Here is a 19,317-nt window from a genome sequence, read left to right on the forward strand (position 1 = left end):
GGTTAATTGCAAAATAAAAGGCTCTAAGTTTTGGGAACTTAGAGCCTTTATAAGCCATCTGTAGGATCGTTCAACCGATCATTTATCTCTTAACTGATCGGCATTAGCCGCGTGCTCTCTTTTTTTATGTGCAGTGTGCAAGCGAAGAACAAGCTCTTATCGGTTGTTGGCTCATCCTTCACTCAATCGTTAAAAATGAATGAAGGCGAATTTAGTCACGGATAAGAAAGAACATTTGGAGGATATGCTCTTGGCAGTGGAAGAACCCATTCTCGATATTGATAACATTCTTGATTCATTGTCAGGTGACGAGGCGGCCGTTCGCTTTTTGCTTGAACTTTTTATTCACGACCACTCCGGTGATGGAGGGAAGTTCAGGCAGTTAATGAATAATGACGACCGAGAGAGAGCTCAACGACTAGTGCATAGCCTGAGGGGCGTATCTGGTAACTTAGGGGCGATGGTTCTGTATAGCGTATCTAGCGATATTGAACACTTAATGAAGCAAGGTATTGAAGTTCCAAAGGCTCTGATTGCCAAGTTGAGCAATGAACTTAAACGAACGGTCGATTTTGCCCAGCAAGTTCTCAATCTTGAAAAGATGCGATAATTACTAACGGGTTGAACTCTCTCTGGCTTAAAATAGCCGCGATAGCCAAGTTACTTCTGTGACTTGGTTATTTCTTTTTTGTTCTGTAGATTTTGACCATAGGTAATTTCATGTCTATCCGCCGACTATCCTCATTGATGGTGGCTTGTTTCGTTTTGACGCTTTCAGGCTGCTCGCTGCTGGAAATCAAAATTGATAGCCAAACGGTTCCGCTGACCAAGCAAGAATTAAACATGCGTATTATGACACGGGAATACGCTCAACAGTTTTTTGCTCAAGTCGAGCAAGCCGCAGATGTGCTCCACGAACGTTACGAGCCGAGAGATAAAGTGCATCAGTCTTACATTTTACTTTGGAAAATTAACGCAGAAGAAGGCTTGCAAGCTGCGGCATACCAAGTTTCTCCTATGGCCGCGTTGATTGATACTTGGGTGTTTACACTGCAAATGAATCAGTTTTACTCTCAAGGCGCTGGGAAGGATTTGTTTGCCACCACAGAAGCCCAGCAAGTTTCCGCCCACCTTGCGAAAGAGGTCGATAAGCTAGCGCAATCGTTATTGAAGAAAGACGTATACAACAAGACCAAACTCTTTGTGGCAGACTTTGTTGCACAATACCCGTTTGCTGATTTAAGCATGATTCGTACACCGGCTTATCGAGCGTGGTTAGAGGCGAGCAAAATCAGTGAAGAGGAGGCGGTGACGACGTTAGGTACGATGCCAGAAGCGATTGGTGATGTATCTGACCGGCTAAGCCTCGTGTCTGAGCAAACGCCAAAAATTATGACGTGGAAAGCACAGTTATTAGCGTTGAACAGCGCGGCAAGTATTGAACACGTTAATGCCGCATTGAATAGCTTAAAAGTGACATCAGAGTCTCTTAAAGACTTTATCGACAACAATCCTGAGTACATGCGAAATCTGGCACAGCAAATGGCCGTGCAGTTGCAGCCACTGGTTGAAGATATTGATGAAAAAGCGGAAGAGCGTTTATCTCAGCTAAGTGAAGAGCGACAAGCACTAGAGAAAATGGTGGCGAGAGAGCGTCAAGAGATCGCACAAATCATCTCAAGTGAGCGTGCTCAGTTTGCTAAAAACTTGGACCATGTTTCACAGGAAGTGGTGAGTTTGGCGATGGACAAGCTGATTGAACTGGTGAAGAGCACCATTATCTACTTCATTTTATTCATCTTGGTGATCTTCTTTGCGCCTCTAGCATTAGGCTACATGTTAGGTAAACGCTCTGCGGTGAGAGTGAAACCAACGTCAGTCTAAAGAGAAACATTTAAACGTAAGATCAAAAAAGAGCGCACGAAGCGCTCTTTTTTTGTTTGGCTGACGAGATTAAGCGGTTTGCTGTTTTAGTTCGCTTTCTTCTTGTTCTGCCCTGTCCACAGTTGGTTCACATTTATCAACAAACCAACCCATGTAAGAAGTGAATATAGTTACGATGATACAAACAAAACTCAGCCACATGAATGGTGCGTAAGATAGGGTGGCCACACCAAGAATGCTTGCCATGTAGATACCGTTATCACTCCATGGCACCATACCTGATGTTAGCGTTCCACCGAATTCAGCGTTGCGTGATAGATTCTTACGTTTGTAGCCCAAGCGGTCATAGTTTTTCGCACAGATTTTTGGTGTCAGGATGAGCGATACGTACATTGCAGAGCCAAAAACGTTACCCATGAATGCTGTACCAATGGTGCTGGTAGCGAGTGAGCCCGCACTTTGGACTCGTTTCTCGCACAGTTTCGCAATGGTGTCCAAAACACCGACTTTATCGAGTAAGCCACCAAAACCCAGACCGAATACGATTACCGCAACCGAGCTAAGCATGGAAGACATCCCGCCACGGTTAAGAATCGAGTCAATGAACTCCACACCAGAAGAGATATCAAATGGAGCCCATGCGGTATTAAATGCGGTTAGGAAGTCGACATCCTGAATCATGACTGCCCAAATGATACCCAGCAGTGAGCCAAAGCTGATGACCGGGAAAGAAGGCATACGCATCGCAAGTAGACCTAACACGATGATGACAGGCACAAATGAATAAGGGGTGATATAAAACTGTTGCTCCATCGCCAGAATGACTGACTCCACTTGGCTCATGTCGAGTTTACCTGCGTAGTGGAATCCGAACGCAGTAAACATAATGCCAGTGATGATGTAGCTGATTAGGGCGATCGGCAGCATGCCTTTGATGTGCTCTACCACTTCAACGTTTGACATTGAAGAAGCGAGGATGACCGAGTCAGAGAGTGGCGACATCTTGTCACCAAAGTAACAACCTGAAAGCACCGCACCTGCAGTAATTGACGCGGGTACACCAAGACCTTGTCCAATCCCCATCATTGCGATACCAGCCGTACCAGCCGCGCCCCAAGACGTACCCGTAGCAAGAGCGGTCAAAGAACAAATGATCATGGTTGCGAGTAAAAAGATCGATGGGTGAATCGCATTTAAACCATAGTAAATAATGCTTGGCACAATGCCACCAGAAATCCATGTCCCCACGAGTGCGCCAACAGCCAAAAGAATAAGTACCGCACCTAAGCCATTAGAAATGCCGTTTAGTGCCGCTTTTTCTAGGTCTTTATACTGGTGACCAAGTTTTAGGCCCAATAGCATAATAATGAACCAACCAATATAGAGTGCGAGCTGAATTGGCAGGTTTAATTTGGCAGTAAATGAAAACGCCAAAAAAAGAAACAAACCTAGTGCGATCAATACCTGTATCAGACTAGGAAGGCGTGGTGTAACTTGCTTCATATGTGCCTCTGTCGTTCTTGGAGCAATAGAGGAAGGCGCTCCCTGTTGTAATCGGGCCTAACATACATTAACAAAAATTATATTTCGAACATTTGGTGATTTATCTTGCCTATCGTCCATATAAACGTTTGCTTGTAAAATATATACACTGTAATTATTAATCAAAATGGACTTAAATGTTTTGTAGTGTAAATGTAGCGTGCTTCATATGTTCATTTTCTCATTTAGTGGTAAGACCATAACCAAACACCCCTCGGCTTTTGTTCGTGAATGGCCGTTTTCATAGAGAACAAAAGAAAGGAATGCCTCTTTGGATGACATTTCTAAGCATAAGTGCCGAAAAGTTGTACTTATTTTCAAATTAGTGCTTGAGATTTTGTGTCGAAAATTGAACTATGGAGAAAGTTTCAAAAATATACATGGAGAGTTAATGCGATGAGAGTAGGTTTAGTTGGTTGGCGCGGCATGGTCGGATCGGTTTTGATGCAGCGTATGGTCGAAGAGAATGACTTCGATTTGATCGAGCCAGTTTTCTATAGCACGTCTCAAGTGGGTATTCCTGCACCGCTATTTGTAAACAGCAAAGATGCGGGCCTACTGCAAGATGCTTTCGATATTGACAGCTTAAAGCGGCTTGATGCCGTGATTACGTGTCAAGGTGGTGGTTACACAGAGAAAGTTTACCCGGCGTTACGTAAAGCGGGTTGGAAAGGCTACTGGATTGATGCCGCTTCTACACTGCGTATGGCAGAAGACTCCATCATCACGCTAGATCCGGTAAACTTAGCACAAATTCAGCAAGGCATTCACGGTGGTACCAATACGTTTGTTGGTGGTAACTGTACAGTGAGCTTGATGCTAATGGGCCTTGGTGGTCTGTTCGAGAAAGGCCTAGTTGAGTGGACAAGTGCAATGACGTATCAAGCGGCGTCTGGCGCAGGTGCACAAAATATGCGTGAGCTGATTTCTCAGATGGGTGTGATCAACGACGCGGTGAGTTCCGAGTTGGCGAATCCTTCTAGCTCTATTCTTGATATCGACAAGAAAGTGGCTGACATCATGCGCAGTTCTTCATTCCCTACTGATCAATTCGGCGTGCCGCTAGCGGGCTCTTTGATCCCTTGGATCGATGTGAAGCGTGATAATGGTCAAAGTAAAGAAGAGTGGAAAGCGGGCGTTGAAGCGAACAAAATTCTTGGTTTCCAAGATGCGCCAGTGCCAATTGATGGTACTTGTGTTCGTATTGGTGCAATGCGTTGTCATTCTCAAGCATTGACGATCAAGCTGAAGCAAAACGTGCCAATGGATGAAATCGAAGAGATCATTGCGACGCACAATGACTGGGTGAAAGTAATTCCAAATAATCGTGACATTACCGCTCAAGAGCTAACGCCAGCGAAAGTAACAGGCACGCTATCTATTCCGGTAGGGCGCTTACGTAAGATGGCTATGGGCGATGATTTCCTAAATGCCTTTACGGTCGGTGACCAACTACTATGGGGGGCGGCAGAGCCTCTACGCCGAACTCTACGAATTATCCTTGCTGAAAAGGCTTAATCTATCCCAGTTCTAAGATATCTATTTTGAATGCGCCCAATTGGGCGCTTTTTTATCATGACTGATTTTTAGTCTCTTCATTTCTGACAATGCGTTTATCAGGGTCGGCAAGTTCACTACCACAATGCTTACAGTGCATTGCATCTGAATCATGACCTGAGCGATTGCAGTTCGGACATTTTACTAGTTGTTTGTGAGCGTTCATTTCATTACTTAATTCTGCAGTAATAATACCGGTCGGTACGGCGAGAATTGAATAGCCCAGCAGCATGGTCAGTGCAGCTATCGCTTTACCTAAATCTGTTTGTGGCACCATATCCCCGTAACCAACAGTCGTGATGGTTACAATGGCCCAGTAAATACTCTTCGGAATGCTAGTAAAACCGTTGTGAGGACCTTCAATCACGAAGATCAGTGACCCCAAAATAGTAACGAGGATCCCCACGGTACTAAAGAATATGAGGATCTTGCGGCGCGCCATCAGCAGTGAGCGTAACAGGATATTTGAGTCTTGTAGGTAACGAACCAGTTTTAGAATACGGAAGATGCGCATCACGCGCAGTAAACGCACTACCCCCATAAAGGACGCACCAGGGAAGAAGATGGCCAGATAAGTGGGTAAAATCGCGAGCACGTCTACCACACCATAAAAGCTAGTGGCATATGACTTAGGTTTTGGTGAGCAGTAGAGTCTTAGTAGGTATTCAATGGTAAATAGGGCAGTGAACGTATATTCAATGTACCGAAGCTGTTGAGACCACTCTGTCATCACGCTTGGTAATGACTCAAGAATAAGAACCACAAGTGATGTAATGATGGCGATAATCAGCGCGATATCAAAGGCGCGCCCGGCACGGGTATGTGTACCGAAGATAACGACGTATAAATGATGCTTAATAAACTTGCGAGGCATGATGTTGCACTGTCATTTTTGAAAATGAAATCAATCACAACATCATACCAGAAGTTTATGAACTTACGCTAAGCCAGGGAATAGGTTTCTTAAACCGTTAGCAATGAACTCAATGCCCAGCGCACCAAGGATCAGACCCATGATACGTGTAATGACGTTGATGCCTGTTTGGCCAAGGAAGCGAACGATCAAAGGAGCGGAACGGAATAGCAACCAAGAGCATAAACAGAACAGCATAATAGTGATACTAATGCCGACAGTATCCATCATGCTCGGGTAACGCGCACCGTATACGATGGTTGAGCTGATTGCACCAGGACCAGCCATCAGCGGCATAGCCAGTGGCACAACACCAATCTGCTCACGGCTAACGTACTCGGTTTTTTCCTGCTTGTTCTGTTTATCTTCACCTAATTTACCGCTCATCATTGAGAAAGCGATACTTAAAAGCAGCAAACCGCCAGCCACACGAAATGAGTCTAGGGAAATGCTGAACATGTCTAGCAGTAACTGACCAGCAAAGAGTGAAATGATCAAAATAATCGCAACCGCTATGTTTGCTGTCGTTGCGGTTTTGTTCTTTTCTTCAGGTGTCATATGACCGGTTAATGAAACAAAAACAGGCATGATACCGACTGGGTTAACAGCGGCAACTAAGCCTAGGAAAAACTGCAGGAAAATCGCTAGCTCAAAAGTCTGCATATCGCGTACTCATAAAGGATCACAGTAGTGAAAAAGGGAAGGAGTAATTTAGTCGCTAAATGTAAGGCAAAAGTCTAGTAGGAAGAAATGAAAAAAACTAACGTATCTGGCCTACTATTTGTGAGAAAAACTAATTATTGAAGAAAACGTATGTAATCTGTAAGTGATTTGTTACGTAAAAAGATGGTGAGAGAATGAGCTGTTTTATACAAGCGTTAACATTCGCACACTTTTGATAAAAAAATAGAGGGATTGTAGAGAGATAAGGTAAAGCGGATATACTCTCAGTGGCACATAAACTTGGCACTACATGTAATTTTGTTGGCCGAAAATGAAACTTTTTTACACATTATTGTTGTTTCTTATAGTTTCAAATCTGTATGCTGTTTTTTTGTACTGAAGTTAAATTATTTTAATTTTTATATTTATCAGTTATTTAGCTTGCTTTGTTGTGGTTAACCACTACTTTTGAGGTATTTCGAGAGAGAGAAGTGATCCAAGTCAATTTTTTTCACACTCTGAAATATTATACTCAGTCCTGAAAGCAATTTACTAAGACGGTTGTTTGCTAAATAACTGATGAACAGTAAAAACGAAACACAATAGCCTTACTAAAAAGTTTTTAATATTTGTTAATTTTAGGAGATTCCCTATGCCTGTAACTAATTTGGCTGAACTAGATGCTCTAGTAGCTCGTGTTAAAGCGGCTCAAGAAGAATTCGCTACGTTCTCTCAAGAGAAAGTGGATGCAATTTTCCGTGCAGCATCTCTAGCAGCTAACCACGCTCGTATTCCGCTAGCACAACAAGCGGTTGCTGAGTCTGGTATGGGTATTGTTGAAGATAAAGTAATCAAGAACCACTTCGCGTCTGAGTTTATTTACAACAAATACAAAGACGAAAAAACGTGTGGCATCCTTGAAGAAGATGACAACCTAGGCACGATGACTATCGCTGAGCCTGTAGGTATTATTTGTGGTATCGTACCAACAACAAACCCTACTTCTACCGCGATCTTTAAATCTCTAATCTCTCTTAAGACTCGTAACGGTATCATCTTCTCACCACACCCACGCGCTAAAAACTCTACTAACGACGCAGCTAAACTTGTTCTAGATGCAGCAGTAGCAGCGGGTGCTCCAAAAGACATCATCGGTTGGATTGACCAACCATCTGTAGAGCTTTCTAACGCGCTAATGAAGCACGACGGTATTGCTCTTATCCTTGCAACTGGTGGTCCAGGCATGGTTAAAGCCGCTTACTCTTCTGGTAAGCCAGCAATCGGTGTAGGTGCAGGTAACGTTCCTGTCGTTATCGACGAAACCGCTGATATCAAACGAGCTGTTGCTTCTATCCTGATGTCTAAAACATTCGATAACGGTGTAGTATGTGCCTCTGAGCAAGCTGCAATCGTCGTTAGCGAAGTATACGACGAAGTGAAAGAGCGTTTCGCTTCTCACAAGGCTCACGTTCTATCTAAAGCTGACGCTGACAAAGTACGTAAAGTACTTCTTATCGATGGCGCGCTAAACGCGAAAATCGTAGGTCAACCTGCTCCAGCAATCGCTGAAATGGCTGGCGTTAAAGTTCCTGCTGACACGAAAGTGCTTGTAGGTGAAGGTCTAGGTAAAGTATCGATCGATGATGAGTTCGCTCACGAGAAACTATCTCCAACGCTAGGTCTATTCCGTGCTGACAGCTTCGAAGACGCGGTTGCTCAAGCGGTAACAATGGTTGAAATCGGTGGTATCGGTCACACCTCTGGTCTTTACACTAACCAAGACGTAAACGCTGACCGCATCCGTTACTTCGGTGACAAGATGAAGACTGCACGTATCCTTGTAAACATCCCGACTACTCACGGTGGTATCGGTGACCTTTACAACTTCAATGTAGCACCTTCTCTAACTCTAGGTTGTGGTTCATGGGGTGGTAACTCTATCTCTGAAAACGTTGGTCCTAAGCACCTTATCAACAAGAAAACTGTAGCTAAGCGAGCTGAAAACATGTTGTGGCACAAACTACCTAAGTCTATCTACTTCCGTCGTGGTAGCCTACCAATCGCAATGAGCGACCTAGAAGGTAAGAAACGCGCGTTCCTAGTAACTGACCGTTTCCTATTCAACAACGGTTACGCTGATGAAGTAGTTAAACTGCTTAAAGAGCAAGGCATCGAAGTTCAAACGTTCTTTGACGTAGAAGCGGATCCAACACTATCTGTTGTTGAGAAAGGTGCAGAAGCAATGAAGAGCTTCCAACCTGACGTAATCCTAGCTCTAGGTGGTGGTTCTCCAATGGACGCTGCTAAGATCATGTGGGTAATGTACGAGCACCCAGAAACTCACTTCGCGGAACTAGCAATGCGCTTTATGGACATCCGTAAACGTATCTACAAGTTCCCTAAAATGGGTAAGAAAGCTGAGCTTGTATGTATCACTACAACTTCAGGTACGGGTTCAGAAGTTACGCCATTCGCGGTTGTTACAGACGACAAGACTGGTGCTAAGTACCCACTAGCGGACTACGAAATCACGCCAAACATGGCTATCGTTGATGCTAACCTGGTAATGAACATGCCTAAGTCTCTAACAGCGTTTGGTGGTTACGATGCAGTAACTCACGCTCTAGAAGCTTACGTATCTGTTCTTGCGAACGAGTACTCAGATGGTCAAGCTCTACAAGCACTTAAGATGCTTAAAGAGTACCTACCTTCAAGCTACGCGAACGGTGCAAACGACCCAATCGCTCGTGAGAAAGTACACAACGCGGCAACTATCGCTGGTATCGCTTTTGCGAACGCATTCCTAGGTGTTTGTCACTCTATGGCGCACAAGATTGGTGCTGAGTTCCACCTACCACACGGTTTAGCGAATGCACTACTAATCTCGAACGTTGTTCGTTACAACGCGAACGACAACCCAACTAAGCAAACTGCGTTCTCTCAATACGACCGTCCACAAGCACGTCGTCGTTACGCTGAAGTTGCTGACCACCTAGGCCTAAGCCAAGAAGGTGACCGTACTGCTCAGAAGATTGAACGTCTACTAGCATGGTTGGACGAGCTGAAAGGCAACCTAGACATCCCAATGTCTATCCAAGCAGCAGGTGTTTCTGAAGCTGATTTCGTAGCGAAACTAGATGAACTAGCGGTTGAAGCGTTCGATGACCAGTGTACAGGTGCTAACCCACGTTACCCTCTAATCACTGAGCTAAAAGAAGTGTTACTTGCTTCTTACTACGGTAAAGCGTTCGTTGAAGGTGAAACTTTCGAAGGTACAACGGTTATCAAGAAGAAAGCAGACCAAGAAGCAGCGAAAACTGCGCCAAAAGCAAAAAAAGAAAAAGCTGACGCATAATTAAGCGTTGCTTATGAGATAAGGTTTTCGCTAGCACGAAATCTTAATCGGGAAACTTAAAGCCCCAACCTAAAGGTTGGGGCTTTTTTTTGTTCAGCGAGAATGACCTTGCTTAGCAGAAGAATTTCATATCACACTTCTGTCGTGACCACGCGACCACTAAAGTAATCGTTAGTCACGATATAAGCCGTATTCCTCACCAATTCGTCTTGGACCTCTGCCCAGTGACTTTCTTCCACGTTTTCACTGCTATGGCTCACCGAAGGGATGACACCACCGACCCGGATATTGAAAGGGGTGAGCTCTTTTGCCCAACTATAGGTAAACCCTGATACTAAGGCAGCTATGCTTTCTACACCTGACAGATTTACGTGGTTGTCATGTGAGATAACGTTGACGATGACGCCCTTCTTTTTTCTAGAACGAAAACGTTCTGCACTCACTTGGCCATAGGTATACAGGCATCGTGCCGCGGAGGAGAGATGATCAATGTAGGTGCTCATTGGCTCTGGCGCCATTAAACTGGGCAGCGTGGAGCAGGTCCAACAATTCACGACAACGTCCGGTGTCGTGCCTAGTAGCGACTCTATTTTATCAAACAGTAGGTTGACTGACGTTGTGTTAGCACTACAAACATTTATCTCGTATACCTTGTCAGAAAACACGCTAATTTGATGATAGGTTTCATTTAAGGAACTTAAGTCTTCGTCACACAGAACCACGGTCGCGCCAAGATGGGCGAAATGACTAGAGCAGGTTCGGCCAAGAACGGTTCCTGCAGAGGTAATGAGAATGACTGAGTGTTTAATATCCATAGCATCTTCAGTGTATGTGTATTTGTAAACAATACAAGAAAGGGTCGTGCTAACAGCATGGATGAAATTTATTGATTATGTGTGAATACGTTCAAACTACGCTTAGTCAATGGTAGGTAATGTTTAGGAATTAGTAAGCAGTCACATTTCTTACGTCCTTGAAATGCAATTTTTATGATAAACATTGAATCGCTACGCTTGTACTTGGATCTGATACTGGCGTTGTGCCGCAACCAATTGGTTATAGAGGCCTGCTTCAGGAATCAATTGCTTATTACGTTCACCTAAGCTGCGACGTTCATGACCGGATAAGTTGTGGTAGATCTCTTCTGGTAGGTTAAAGGTATCCTGAGGCATGTAGGTTAGCGCATCTGGCTTTAGGTAGTGACTGAGCTTTGCCGATGGCAGCCCAGCGTGATGAAACTGTTTTGTTTGCTCTGCGGCGATCTCATAACTGCTGCTGTCTGAACGCAATGCTTGTGGGTGAGATAAACCAAATTGATGACGAAGAATATCGTCGCTTGTTTTAATTTCTGGTACTTCTTCGACGGGAACGACATCACGCACGTCATTTGAAAACATCGACATTATTAGCGCAAAATCAGCACGACGACCATCATGTACAGCATGGTTAATCCCATTGCCGAACTGAAGCTCGTTGATGATTGCTGCTTTGTCTAAAGTATGAATTTGCATGATGCTCCCCGTTGATGCTTCTATAACGGCACTAAGAGGGAGAACTTTAGGGGGAATTACACGATAAGAGGGGGAATGAAAAATAAAAAAGCCCGCGAAATCGCGAGCTTTTGCATAAAACTAAATTGAACTTGGGAGAAGAGGTTACTTCGCTAGGTTCTCTGCTACGAAATCCCAGTTTACAAGTGCCCAGAAGCCGTTCATGTAATCAGGACGTACGTTGCGGTAATCGATGTAGTACGCGTGTTCCCATAGGTCAACAGTCAGAAGTGGAGTAGAACCTTCTTCTGTTAGTGGCGTCGCTGCGTTAGAAGTATTCACGATTTCTAGAGAACCGTCAGCTTTCTTAACGAGCCAAGTCCATGAAGAACCGAAGTTGTTGATCGCTGAATCAGTGAACTTTGCTTTAAACTCTTCGAAAGAGCCAAAAGCTGCATTGATTGCTTCCGCAACCGCGCCAGTTGGTTCACCGCCAGCGTTTGGCGCTAGACAGTGCCAGTAGAACGTGTGGTTCCAGATTTGTGCAGCGTTATTGAATACACCACCAGTAGAAGTTTTAACGATCTCTTCTAGTGTTTTGCCTTCGAACTCAGTACCAGGGATAAGGCCGTTTAGCTTAACAACGTAAGTGTTGTGGTGCTTACCGTGGTGGAAATCTAGCGTTTCTGCCGAGATGTGTGGTTCTAGCGCGTCTTTCGCGTAAGGAAGAGCTGGTAGTTCAAATGCCATTGATTGATTCTCCATAGATATGAAAGGATTACCTTTCGATTGCTTCCAATGTTCTTATTGATTTGTAGTCATGGCGACTGACTTGGAAAGTATCTTAGCAAGTTTTTACTTTATTAAAACCCCGATGTGAAAATATTTTGAGGTGGCTAAGTAAAAGGCGTATCAATTATGTGGTTTTTATTCTGCATTTATTGAGTAGAATGTGGCAATAATTAAAGTTCACATCCATGAATGAGGAAGCGATGGAAACTATCGACAAAATCAAACAACAGATTTCAGAAAACTCAATCCTGTTGTACATGAAAGGTTCACCGAAACTGCCTAGCTGTGGTTTCTCTTCTCAGGCAGCGCAAGCGTTGATGGCATGTGGTGAGAAGTTCGCTTACGTAGACATTCTACAAAACCCTGATATCCGCGCAGAGCTACCAAAATACGCGCAATGGCCAACATTCCCACAACTATGGGTTGAAGGCGAGTTGATCGGCGGCTGTGACATCATTTTGGAAATGTTCCAGAAAGGTGAGCTTCAGCCTCTAATCAAAGAAGCGGCAGCACGTGTTGAAGGTGACGCTGAGTAATTCGTCAATACTCACATTTAGCGATAGAATATCAAGGAGCCGAACTGGCTCCTTTTTCTTTTTTAGGTTAGTGGAATGAATATAAAGCTTTACTACGTACATGACCCGATGTGCAGTTGGTGTTGGGGATACAAGCCCACAATAGAAAAACTGAAACAACAACTGCCAGGTGTGATTCAATTTGAGTATGTGGTGGGCGGCCTTGCGCCAGATACTAATCTGCCAATGCCGCCAGAAATGCAGCAAAAAATTGAACAGGTTTGGAAGCAAATCGAGTGTCAGCTTGGTACCAAGTTTAACTACGATTTCTGGACGTTGTGCACACCAGTACGTAGCACTTACCAATCTTGCCGTGCCGTTATCGCTGCAGGCTTCCAAGATTCTTATGAACAGATGCTAGAGGCGATTCAACACGCTTACTACTTACGTGCGATGCCACCTCATGAAGAAGCAACCCATCTGCAACTTGCAAGAGAGATTGGTTTAAACGTTCAGCAGTTCAAGAACGATATGGACGGCTCTTTGCTAGAAGGCGTATTCCAAGATCAGCTAAGTTTAGCTAAGAGCTTAGGAGTCAGTTCTTACCCTAGTTTGGTATTGCAGATTAACGATGCTTACTTCCCTATCGATGTTGATTACTTGTCGACGGAGTCAACCCTTAAGTTGATCCGTGAACGTATTATCGACAACATGCCAGCACAATAAGCTGTCATCTAAAGTCAGATAACAAAAAGCCGCTGAATTCAGCGGCTTTATCGTAACTAAGTGCATCAATGTATAGGCAATACTAAAGCACCATTGCGGCAATCCAACCGAAGATGATCAGTGGAATGTTGTAGTGGATAAAGGTTGGCACAACCGTTTCCCAAATATGCTCGTGTTGGCCATCTGCATTTAGGCCTGATGTTGGGCCTAATGTTGAGTCAGAAGCTGGAGAGCCTGCATCACCCAGTGCCGCAGCAGTACCGACTAGCGAAATCGTTGCCATCGGTGAGAAGCCAAACGCCAATGCAAGTGGGACATAGATAGTGGCTAGGATTGGAATGGTTGAGAACGACGAACCGATACCCATTGTGACCAATAGACCAACGACAAGCATAAGCAGTGCAGCAAGCGGTTTATTGTCACCAATACTAGTTGATAGCGATTGAACGAGCGTTTCTACGCCTCCGGTTTGCTTCATTACTGCAGCAAAACCCGCCGCCGCAATCATGATGAAGCCGATCATCGCCATCATGTGAACACCTTTAGTGAACACGTCATGCGTTTCTTTCCACGCAATCACACCACCAAACGTAAACACCATGAATCCAGCAAGCGCACCGATGATCATCGAGCCAGTGTAAAGCTGAACACTAAGAGCCGCGATAATACCGATCGCCGCAACAATAATGTGTTGCTTGTTAATGGCGTGTTCCGTTTCATGTACAACAGTCAATTCATTTTCTTTGTATTCTCTAGGCTTGCGGTAGCTAAAGAAAATTGCCATGAATAAGCCAAATAGCATACCTAAGCCAGGCAATAACATAGCCGTAGGAACTTGGCTCGCGACCACGCTCTCCAAACCATTTTCATGAAGGTTTTTTAGCAAGATATTGTTCAAAAATATACCGCCAAAGCCGACGGGTAGAACCATATACGGTGTGATCAAACCAAACGTCAGTACACAAGCGATCAGACGACGGTCAAGCTTGAGCTTGGCGAAGACACCAAGAAGAGGCGGGATCAAAATGGGAATAAAGGCGATGTGGACAGGAATTACGTTCTGAGAAGACATGGTGACTAATACCAGCGCCACCAATACTGCGTATTTCAAACCAGTGGTCGATGTCGAACTGTCTTTACCATTTATGCGTTTGATAACGTCCTTAGCCAGTAAGTCGGTGATACCAGATTTGGATATCGCAACGGCAAATGCACCGAGCATTGCGTAGCTTAGTGCAATCGTCGCACCACCACCAAGGCCACTTTCAAATGCAGCAACGGTGTCCCCAAGGCTCATTCCAGCAACAAGGCCACCAATAATGGCACTAAACGTGAGGGCGACCACCACGTTTACGCGCATCAATGCTAATACCAACATGACGCACACAGATATAACGACAGGATTCATACTTTTCCCAATATGTTGTGTTTATTTATTATTTTTCGTCAACAAGCGGCCAACCGCCTAGGGCCTTCCATTTATTGACAATGCCACAGAATAACTCTGCTGTCTTTTGTGTATCGTAAAGTGCTGAGTGCGCTTCACGATTATCGAATTCCATCTCAGCGGTTTTACAAGCTTTAGCGAGAACGGTTTGGCCATAAGCTAGTCCACTTAACGTTGCGGTGTCAAAAGTGGCAAATGGATGGAAAGGGATTCTTTTTAGTTTGCAACGCTCGTTTGCGGCATTAACAAAGCTTAAGTCGAACGCGGCATTATGAGCGACCATGATTGCACGAGAGCAATCTGCCGTTTTTTGCTCTTTACGGATCAACTTATAAATTTCTTTCAGTGCTTCTTGTTCAGAAACGGCACCACGAAGTGGGCTGAATGGGTCACGGATGCCATTGAATTCCAGCGCTTCTTTTTCTAAATTCGCGCCTTCGAAAGGTTCGATATGAAAATGAATGGTGGAGGCCGGATGTAGAACACCGTCTTCATCCATGCGAAGTGTTACTGCGCAGATTTCTAAAAGTGCGTCAGTTTGAGCATTGAAACCTGCGGTCTCAACATCAACTACCACTGGGAAATAACCACGAAAACGTTTTTTCAAGGTTAGAGCTTCATTTTCTATTGTCATGTTGGCTTATTTTAGTGTGACGAAGGCTGCATTATTGCAGATTCTGACGATGAGAAAAACTGCAATGTAGGAGAAAAATTGAATTCTGTATTGCTATTTGCCAATTACTGTTATGACCAAAAGAAGGCAATGGTCTCCTGCTATTCCTGTGATGTTATCTACCATTTTACACGCTTGCCATATCTTTATAACCAAGCATTTCGAGGTTACTTGGGTGTATCTAAGGCTATTAATCATGATGAAATCGGTATGTTGGCGGGTTTTTTGCATCTGTTCGCTTGTTTTTAATTGATTCAGAATAGCGGCAATTGACTGCCGTTTGAGAGATAGTACCTAGATGAATAAATGGCTAATAACCAGCGGTGTCATACTGTCATTACTTAGTGCAAGCAGTTTTGCGACAATGAGTAAGCGTTATGTCGCGATGCCGCAGCAGTCACAATGGGAAATGGTGGTAAACACGCCGCTTGAGTGTCAACTTGTACACCCAATCCCAAGTTTTGGTGACGCGGTATTTTTATCTCGTGCAAATAAGAAGATCAATTTGGATTTTGAGTTGAAAATGCGTCGCCCGATGGGAGAGACCCGTGATGTCAGTTTGGTGTCTATGCCACCACCTTGGCGCCCAGGTGATAATGCTGATCGTATTACTAATCTTAAGTTCTTCAAGCAGTTTGATGGCTACGTTGGCGGTCAAACCGCTTGGGGTATTTTATCTGAATTAGAAAAGGGACGTTACCCAACGTTCAGTTATCAAGATTGGCAGAGTCGCGATCAACGAATAGAAGTGGCACTTTCATCGGTACTGTTTCAGAGTAAGTTCAATGCATTTAGTGACTGCATTGCGAATCTACTGAAATACAGCTTTGAAGATATTGCATTTACGATTCTGCATTATGAACGACAAAGTGATCAATTGACAAAAGCGTCAAAGAAGCGCTTATCCCAAATTGCTGATTACGTTCGCCATAATCAAGACATTGATTTGGTGTTAGTGGCGACTTACACCGATTCCACTGACAGTAAGAGTGCAAGTCAAAGTTTGTCAGAGCGAAGAGCGGAGTCGCTTCGAACTTATTTTGAGTCGTTAGGTTTGCCTGAAGATCGTATTCAAGTGCAAGGATATGGCAAGCGCAGACCAATAGCGGATAACGGTTCACCAATTGGCAAAGATAAGAACCGACGAGTGGTGATTTCGCTTGGGCGCTCTCAGGTTTAATCTGAGAGGATTGATTGATAAACAAAAGGCAGGTATCAGACCTGCCTACAATAAAATGGCCTGTTTCAGAGGAGAGGAAGTACCTAGCCTTCTAGGCCCGAAGAAGCTTGCTTGTTCTGAATTAGCTCAATCATGTAACCATCTGGGTCTTTAACAAAGGCGATGTGAGTTGTCCCGCCTTTGACAGGACCTGGTTCACGAGTTACGTTACCACCTGCCGCTTTGATCGTGTCACAAGTCGAGTAGATGTTATCGACGCCAATCGCAATATGACCAAATGCAGAACCTAGGTCATACGCCGTGGTTCCCCAGTTGTACGTGAGTTCGATCACTGAGCCTTGAGACTCGTCACCGTAGCCAAGAAACGCGAGTGTGTATTTGTACTCTTTGTTTTCGTTAGTACGAAGTAGCTGCATGCCCATGACTTCAGTGTAGAACTTGATGGATTTGTCTAGATCACCCACGCGCAGCATGGTGTGAAGAATTCGACCGTTTGACATTTTTTGCTCCTAGCTATTGTTTCAGAAGAGGTTATTCGTCTGGATACACTTTTTCTTTAAATTCACATAGATCTTCAATAATGCAGCTACCGCAGCGTGGTTTTCTTGCCACACAGGTGTAGCGACCATGAAGGATCAGCCAGTGGTGTACATCAAGCTTAAACTCTTTTGGCACCACTTTAAGAAGTTTTTCTTCAACGTCGTCGACGGTTTTACCCATCGCAAACTTTGTACGGTTAGAAACACGGTAGATGTGCGTATCTACCGCGATGGTTGGCCATCCGAATGCGGTATTCAGTACCACGTTTGCGGTTTTACGACCCACACCTGGTAAGGCTTCTAGTGCGGCACGATCTTCTGGTACCTCACCGTTGTGTTTCTCTAGCAAGATTTTACAAGTTTTAATGGTGTTTTCTGCTTTTGAATTAAACAGACCGATGGTTTTGATGTATTCCTTTAAGCCATCCACACCCAAGTCAAGAATGCTTTGTGGCGTATTGGCAACGGGGTAGAGCTTGTCTGTTGCTTTGTTTACGCTGACATCCGTTGCCTGCGCTGAAAGCAGGACGGCTATGAGTAATTCAAACGGTGTGCTCCAGTTAAGCTCCGTCTGAGGATTGGGATTGTTTTCTCGTAGTCGTTCGAGAATTTCAATTCTTTTGACTTTGTTCATTGCTGACTTCCAAACCCGTCTTTGCGGTTTATGAAAAAGGCCCTACGAGTGGTAGAGCCTTGATTTTAGGATTCTTATATTATGCGTTAGTGACGCGAGCGCGCTCAATGGCTGGTTTTTCTTCTTTTGGCTGACGTGCCTGAATTGAGCTGTCGATAACGTTTTTCAACGCAATCAAAAGCCCGACGCCAATGAAAGCACCCGGTGGCAACAATGCCAATAAGAAGCTGCTATCGAAGTGGAAAACTTGAATACGCAGTGCGGCAGCCCAGTCGCCTAAGAGTAGGTCTGCACCATCAAACAGCGTACCGTTACCGACAAGTTCACGCATGGCACCAAGTACAACCAATACGGTTGTCATACCAAGGCCCATCCAGAAACCATCTAGCGCTGCTGGCAGTGGATCATTCTTAGACGCGTAAGCTTCTGCTCGGCCGATGATAATACAGTTGGTCACGATCAGTGGAATGAAGATACCTAATGATAGGTACAAGCCGTACGCGTAAGCGTTCATCAAGAGTTGAACACAAGTTACCAAGGCTGCGATGATCATAACGAAAACCGGAATACGAATTTCTTTAGGTACGTAGTTACGGATCAGTGAAACCGTCACGTTTGAGCCCACGAGAACCAACAAAGTCGCGATACCTAAGCCGAGCGCGTTAGTGATGGTGGAAGAAACCGCAAGTAGAGGACACAAACCCAGAAGTTGCACTAGGGCAGGGTTGTTGCTCCACATACCGTTTTTCATTAGCAGTTTATTGTCACTCATGGTTGCCTCCGGCACAGTCTAGGGGCTGATTCAAAATCTCATCACGAGACTTGTTTACATAGTTTACTGTGTTTTTGACCGCTTTCACTACCGCTCGAGGGGTAATGGTTGCGCCAGTGAACTGATCGAAATCGCCGCCGTCTTTGCGTACGCGCCAAGAATTCCAGTTATCTTCGGTGACTTGCTTATCTGTGAAGCTTAAGATCCAGTCTGTCACGCGCAAATCAATCTTATCACCTAAGCCTGGTGTTTCTTGATGGCTTAAGATACGAGTGCCCAGAATTTTCCCTTGGTTGTCGATACCTGTGATGATTTTGATTTCACCGTTGTAGCCATCTGGGGCGATGGACTCAATCGCCATTGCGGTCGGTTGACCATTTTTGGTCGCGATGTAAGTTGGCATTGAGCGAACCGTACCGAGGTCAGGAGCCGTTACCATAGTACACGCCGCAACAAGGTTGTTGTCATGCATTTCTTCAGGAATTACTTGGTTAAGAACCGACAGCAATTGTTTTTGTTCCTGAAGTTTAATTTGATCTTTTGTTAGGTACTGAGTCAGTGCCACAAGACCGGTTGTTGCACAGGCGAAGATCGCCAGTGTCAGACCATTTTTTCTAATAGCGGTTAACATGTTT

Annotated in this window: 19 protein-coding genes; 7 read left to right on the top strand and 12 right to left on the bottom strand. The window is 44.5% G+C overall.

The genetic code is table 11. The annotated features are described in order from the left end of the window. The first annotated feature begins 256 nt into the window (after positions 1-256). Positions 257-610 carry an Hpt domain-containing protein gene (locus tag AK965_RS10005; RefSeq protein ID WP_253252687.1) on the top strand — a complete coding sequence of 118 codons (354 nt, stop codon included), beginning with the start codon at positions 257-259 and terminating at the stop codon, positions 608-610. Positions 611-720: 110 nt separating this feature from the next. After that, on the top strand, positions 721-1,884 hold the full coding sequence (locus AK965_RS10010; protein ID WP_099079474.1) for a chemotaxis protein: 1,164 nt from the start codon (positions 721-723) through the stop codon (positions 1,882-1,884). 69 nt (positions 1,885-1,953) lie between these two features. Here the strand turns inward: AK965_RS10010 and nhaC are convergent, their stop codons facing one another. Beyond that, positions 1,954-3,387 (bottom strand): Na+/H+ antiporter NhaC, encoded by a 1,434-nt coding sequence (gene nhaC, locus AK965_RS10015; RefSeq protein ID WP_099079475.1) that lies wholly within the window; start codon positions 3,385-3,387, stop codon positions 1,954-1,956. 435 nt (positions 3,388-3,822) lie between these two features. On the opposite strand from nhaC, the gene asd reads away from it, so the two are divergent. Then, entirely contained in the window at positions 3,823-4,944 is a 1,122-nt protein-coding gene (gene asd, locus AK965_RS10020) for an aspartate-semialdehyde dehydrogenase (RefSeq protein ID WP_099079476.1), read from the top strand. Between the two features lie 55 nt (positions 4,945-4,999). On the opposite strand, the gene AK965_RS10025 is transcribed toward asd, so the two are convergent. Next, the gene (locus tag AK965_RS10025) at positions 5,000-5,857 is read right to left on the bottom strand and encodes an ion transporter (RefSeq protein WP_099079477.1); all 858 of its coding nucleotides are present in this window, start codon (positions 5,855-5,857) and stop codon (positions 5,000-5,002) included. Between the two features lie 63 nt (positions 5,858-5,920). Next, positions 5,921-6,559, bottom strand: a complete 639-nt coding sequence (locus AK965_RS10030; RefSeq protein WP_099079478.1) for a YchE family NAAT transporter — start codon at positions 6,557-6,559, stop codon at positions 5,921-5,923. 652 nt (positions 6,560-7,211) lie between these two features. On the opposite strand from AK965_RS10030, the gene adhE reads away from it, so the two are divergent. Next, entirely contained in the window at positions 7,212-9,914 is a 2,703-nt protein-coding gene (adhE, locus tag AK965_RS10035) for a bifunctional acetaldehyde-CoA/alcohol dehydrogenase (RefSeq protein WP_099079479.1), read from the top strand. Between the two features lie 131 nt (positions 9,915-10,045). On the opposite strand, the gene AK965_RS10040 is transcribed toward adhE, so the two are convergent. From AK965_RS10040 to sodB, 3 genes are all read right to left on the bottom strand, one after another. Further along, positions 10,046-10,729, bottom strand: a complete 684-nt coding sequence (locus AK965_RS10040; protein ID WP_099079480.1) for an SDR family oxidoreductase — start codon at positions 10,727-10,729, stop codon at positions 10,046-10,048. Positions 10,730-10,921: 192 nt separating this feature from the next. Beyond that, complete coding sequence (locus tag AK965_RS10045) at positions 10,922-11,425, bottom strand: VC2046/SO_2500 family protein (protein WP_099079481.1); 504 nt, start codon at positions 11,423-11,425, stop codon at positions 10,922-10,924. A 144-nt stretch (positions 11,426-11,569) separates the two neighbouring features. Then, positions 11,570-12,154: a superoxide dismutase [Fe] gene (sodB, locus tag AK965_RS10050; protein WP_099079482.1), complete on the bottom strand. Its 585-nt coding sequence runs from the start codon at positions 12,152-12,154 to the stop codon at positions 11,570-11,572. Positions 12,155-12,396: 242 nt separating this feature from the next. Here sodB and AK965_RS10055 point away from each other — a divergent pair, with 242 nt between their 5' ends. Beyond that, a complete protein-coding gene (locus tag AK965_RS10055; RefSeq protein ID WP_099079483.1) occupies positions 12,397-12,732 on the top strand; it encodes a Grx4 family monothiol glutaredoxin in 336 nt (111 codons plus the stop codon). Positions 12,733-12,807: 75 nt separating this feature from the next. After that, on the top strand, positions 12,808-13,437 hold the full coding sequence (locus AK965_RS10060) for a DsbA family protein (RefSeq protein WP_099079484.1): 630 nt from the start codon (positions 12,808-12,810) through the stop codon (positions 13,435-13,437). Positions 13,438-13,519: 82 nt separating this feature from the next. Here the strand turns inward: AK965_RS10060 and AK965_RS10065 are convergent, their stop codons facing one another. Together AK965_RS10065 and rnt are read right to left on the bottom strand one after the other, a co-directional pair. Beyond that, the gene (locus AK965_RS10065; RefSeq protein ID WP_099079485.1) at positions 13,520-14,845 is read right to left on the bottom strand and encodes a Na+/H+ antiporter family protein; all 1,326 of its coding nucleotides are present in this window, start codon (positions 14,843-14,845) and stop codon (positions 13,520-13,522) included. Positions 14,846-14,873: 28 nt separating this feature from the next. Next, complete coding sequence (rnt, locus tag AK965_RS10070) at positions 14,874-15,518, bottom strand: ribonuclease T (RefSeq protein ID WP_099079486.1); 645 nt, start codon at positions 15,516-15,518, stop codon at positions 14,874-14,876. A 337-nt stretch (positions 15,519-15,855) separates the two neighbouring features. Between rnt and AK965_RS10075 the strand changes: the two genes are divergently transcribed. Beyond that, a complete protein-coding gene (locus tag AK965_RS10075) occupies positions 15,856-16,737 on the top strand; it encodes an OmpA family protein (protein ID WP_099079487.1) in 882 nt (293 codons plus the stop codon). Between the two features lie 83 nt (positions 16,738-16,820). Here the strand turns inward: AK965_RS10075 and gloA are convergent, their stop codons facing one another. The 4 genes from gloA to rsxG all read right to left on the bottom strand — a co-directional run bounded on the left by gloA (position 16,821) and on the right by rsxG (position 19,313). Continuing rightward, positions 16,821-17,237 (bottom strand): lactoylglutathione lyase, encoded by a 417-nt coding sequence (gloA, locus tag AK965_RS10080; RefSeq protein ID WP_099079488.1) that lies wholly within the window; start codon positions 17,235-17,237, stop codon positions 16,821-16,823. A gap of 31 nt (positions 17,238-17,268) precedes the next feature. Then, positions 17,269-17,910: an endonuclease III gene (nth, locus tag AK965_RS10085; protein ID WP_099079489.1), complete on the bottom strand. Its 642-nt coding sequence runs from the start codon at positions 17,908-17,910 to the stop codon at positions 17,269-17,271. A 79-nt stretch (positions 17,911-17,989) separates the two neighbouring features. Beyond that, a complete protein-coding gene (locus AK965_RS10090) occupies positions 17,990-18,682 on the bottom strand; it encodes an electron transport complex subunit E (protein ID WP_099079490.1) in 693 nt (230 codons plus the stop codon). After that, the gene (gene rsxG, locus AK965_RS10095; protein ID WP_099079491.1) at positions 18,675-19,313 is read right to left on the bottom strand and encodes an electron transport complex subunit RsxG; all 639 of its coding nucleotides are present in this window, start codon (positions 19,311-19,313) and stop codon (positions 18,675-18,677) included. Before rsxG ends, AK965_RS10090 begins: the two co-directional genes overlap by 8 nt. Positions 19,314-19,317 lie beyond the last annotated feature (4 nt).

The sequence above is a fragment of the Vibrio sp. PID17_43 genome (assembly GCF_002608565.1).
Taxonomy (GTDB): domain Bacteria; phylum Pseudomonadota; class Gammaproteobacteria; order Enterobacterales; family Vibrionaceae; genus Vibrio.

What these genes read in the sequence shown, in the direction of transcription:
- AK965_RS10010 (WP_099079474.1), top strand. Translation starts at nt 721, where the DNA reads ATGTCTATCCGCCGACTATCCTCATTGATGGTGGCTTGTTTCGTTTTG.
- nhaC (WP_099079475.1), bottom strand. Translation starts at nt 3,387, where the DNA reads ATGAAGCAAGTTACACCACGCCTTCCTAGTCTGATACAGGTATTGATC.
- asd (WP_099079476.1), top strand. Translation starts at nt 3,823, where the DNA reads ATGAGAGTAGGTTTAGTTGGTTGGCGCGGCATGGTCGGATCGGTTTTG.
- AK965_RS10025 (WP_099079477.1), bottom strand. Translation starts at nt 5,857, where the DNA reads ATGCCTCGCAAGTTTATTAAGCATCATTTATACGTCGTTATCTTCGGT.
- AK965_RS10030 (WP_099079478.1), bottom strand. Translation starts at nt 6,559, where the DNA reads ATGCAGACTTTTGAGCTAGCGATTTTCCTGCAGTTTTTCCTAGGCTTA.
- adhE (WP_099079479.1), top strand. Translation starts at nt 7,212, where the DNA reads ATGCCTGTAACTAATTTGGCTGAACTAGATGCTCTAGTAGCTCGTGTT.
- AK965_RS10040 (WP_099079480.1), bottom strand. Translation starts at nt 10,729, where the DNA reads ATGGATATTAAACACTCAGTCATTCTCATTACCTCTGCAGGAACCGTT.
- AK965_RS10045 (WP_099079481.1), bottom strand. Translation starts at nt 11,425, where the DNA reads ATGCAAATTCATACTTTAGACAAAGCAGCAATCATCAACGAGCTTCAG.
- sodB (WP_099079482.1), bottom strand. Translation starts at nt 12,154, where the DNA reads ATGGCATTTGAACTACCAGCTCTTCCTTACGCGAAAGACGCGCTAGAA.
- AK965_RS10055 (WP_099079483.1), top strand. Translation starts at nt 12,397, where the DNA reads ATGGAAACTATCGACAAAATCAAACAACAGATTTCAGAAAACTCAATC.
- AK965_RS10060 (WP_099079484.1), top strand. Translation starts at nt 12,808, where the DNA reads ATGAATATAAAGCTTTACTACGTACATGACCCGATGTGCAGTTGGTGT.
- AK965_RS10065 (WP_099079485.1), bottom strand. Translation starts at nt 14,845, where the DNA reads ATGAATCCTGTCGTTATATCTGTGTGCGTCATGTTGGTATTAGCATTG.
- rnt (WP_099079486.1), bottom strand. Translation starts at nt 15,518, where the DNA reads ATGACAATAGAAAATGAAGCTCTAACCTTGAAAAAACGTTTTCGTGGT.
- AK965_RS10075 (WP_099079487.1), top strand. Translation starts at nt 15,856, where the DNA reads ATGAATAAATGGCTAATAACCAGCGGTGTCATACTGTCATTACTTAGT.
- gloA (WP_099079488.1), bottom strand. Translation starts at nt 17,237, where the DNA reads ATGTCAAACGGTCGAATTCTTCACACCATGCTGCGCGTGGGTGATCTA.
- nth (WP_099079489.1), bottom strand. Translation starts at nt 17,910, where the DNA reads ATGAACAAAGTCAAAAGAATTGAAATTCTCGAACGACTACGAGAAAAC.
- AK965_RS10090 (WP_099079490.1), bottom strand. Translation starts at nt 18,682, where the DNA reads ATGAGTGACAATAAACTGCTAATGAAAAACGGTATGTGGAGCAACAAC.
- rsxG (WP_099079491.1), bottom strand. Translation starts at nt 19,313, where the DNA reads ATGTTAACCGCTATTAGAAAAAATGGTCTGACACTGGCGATCTTCGCC.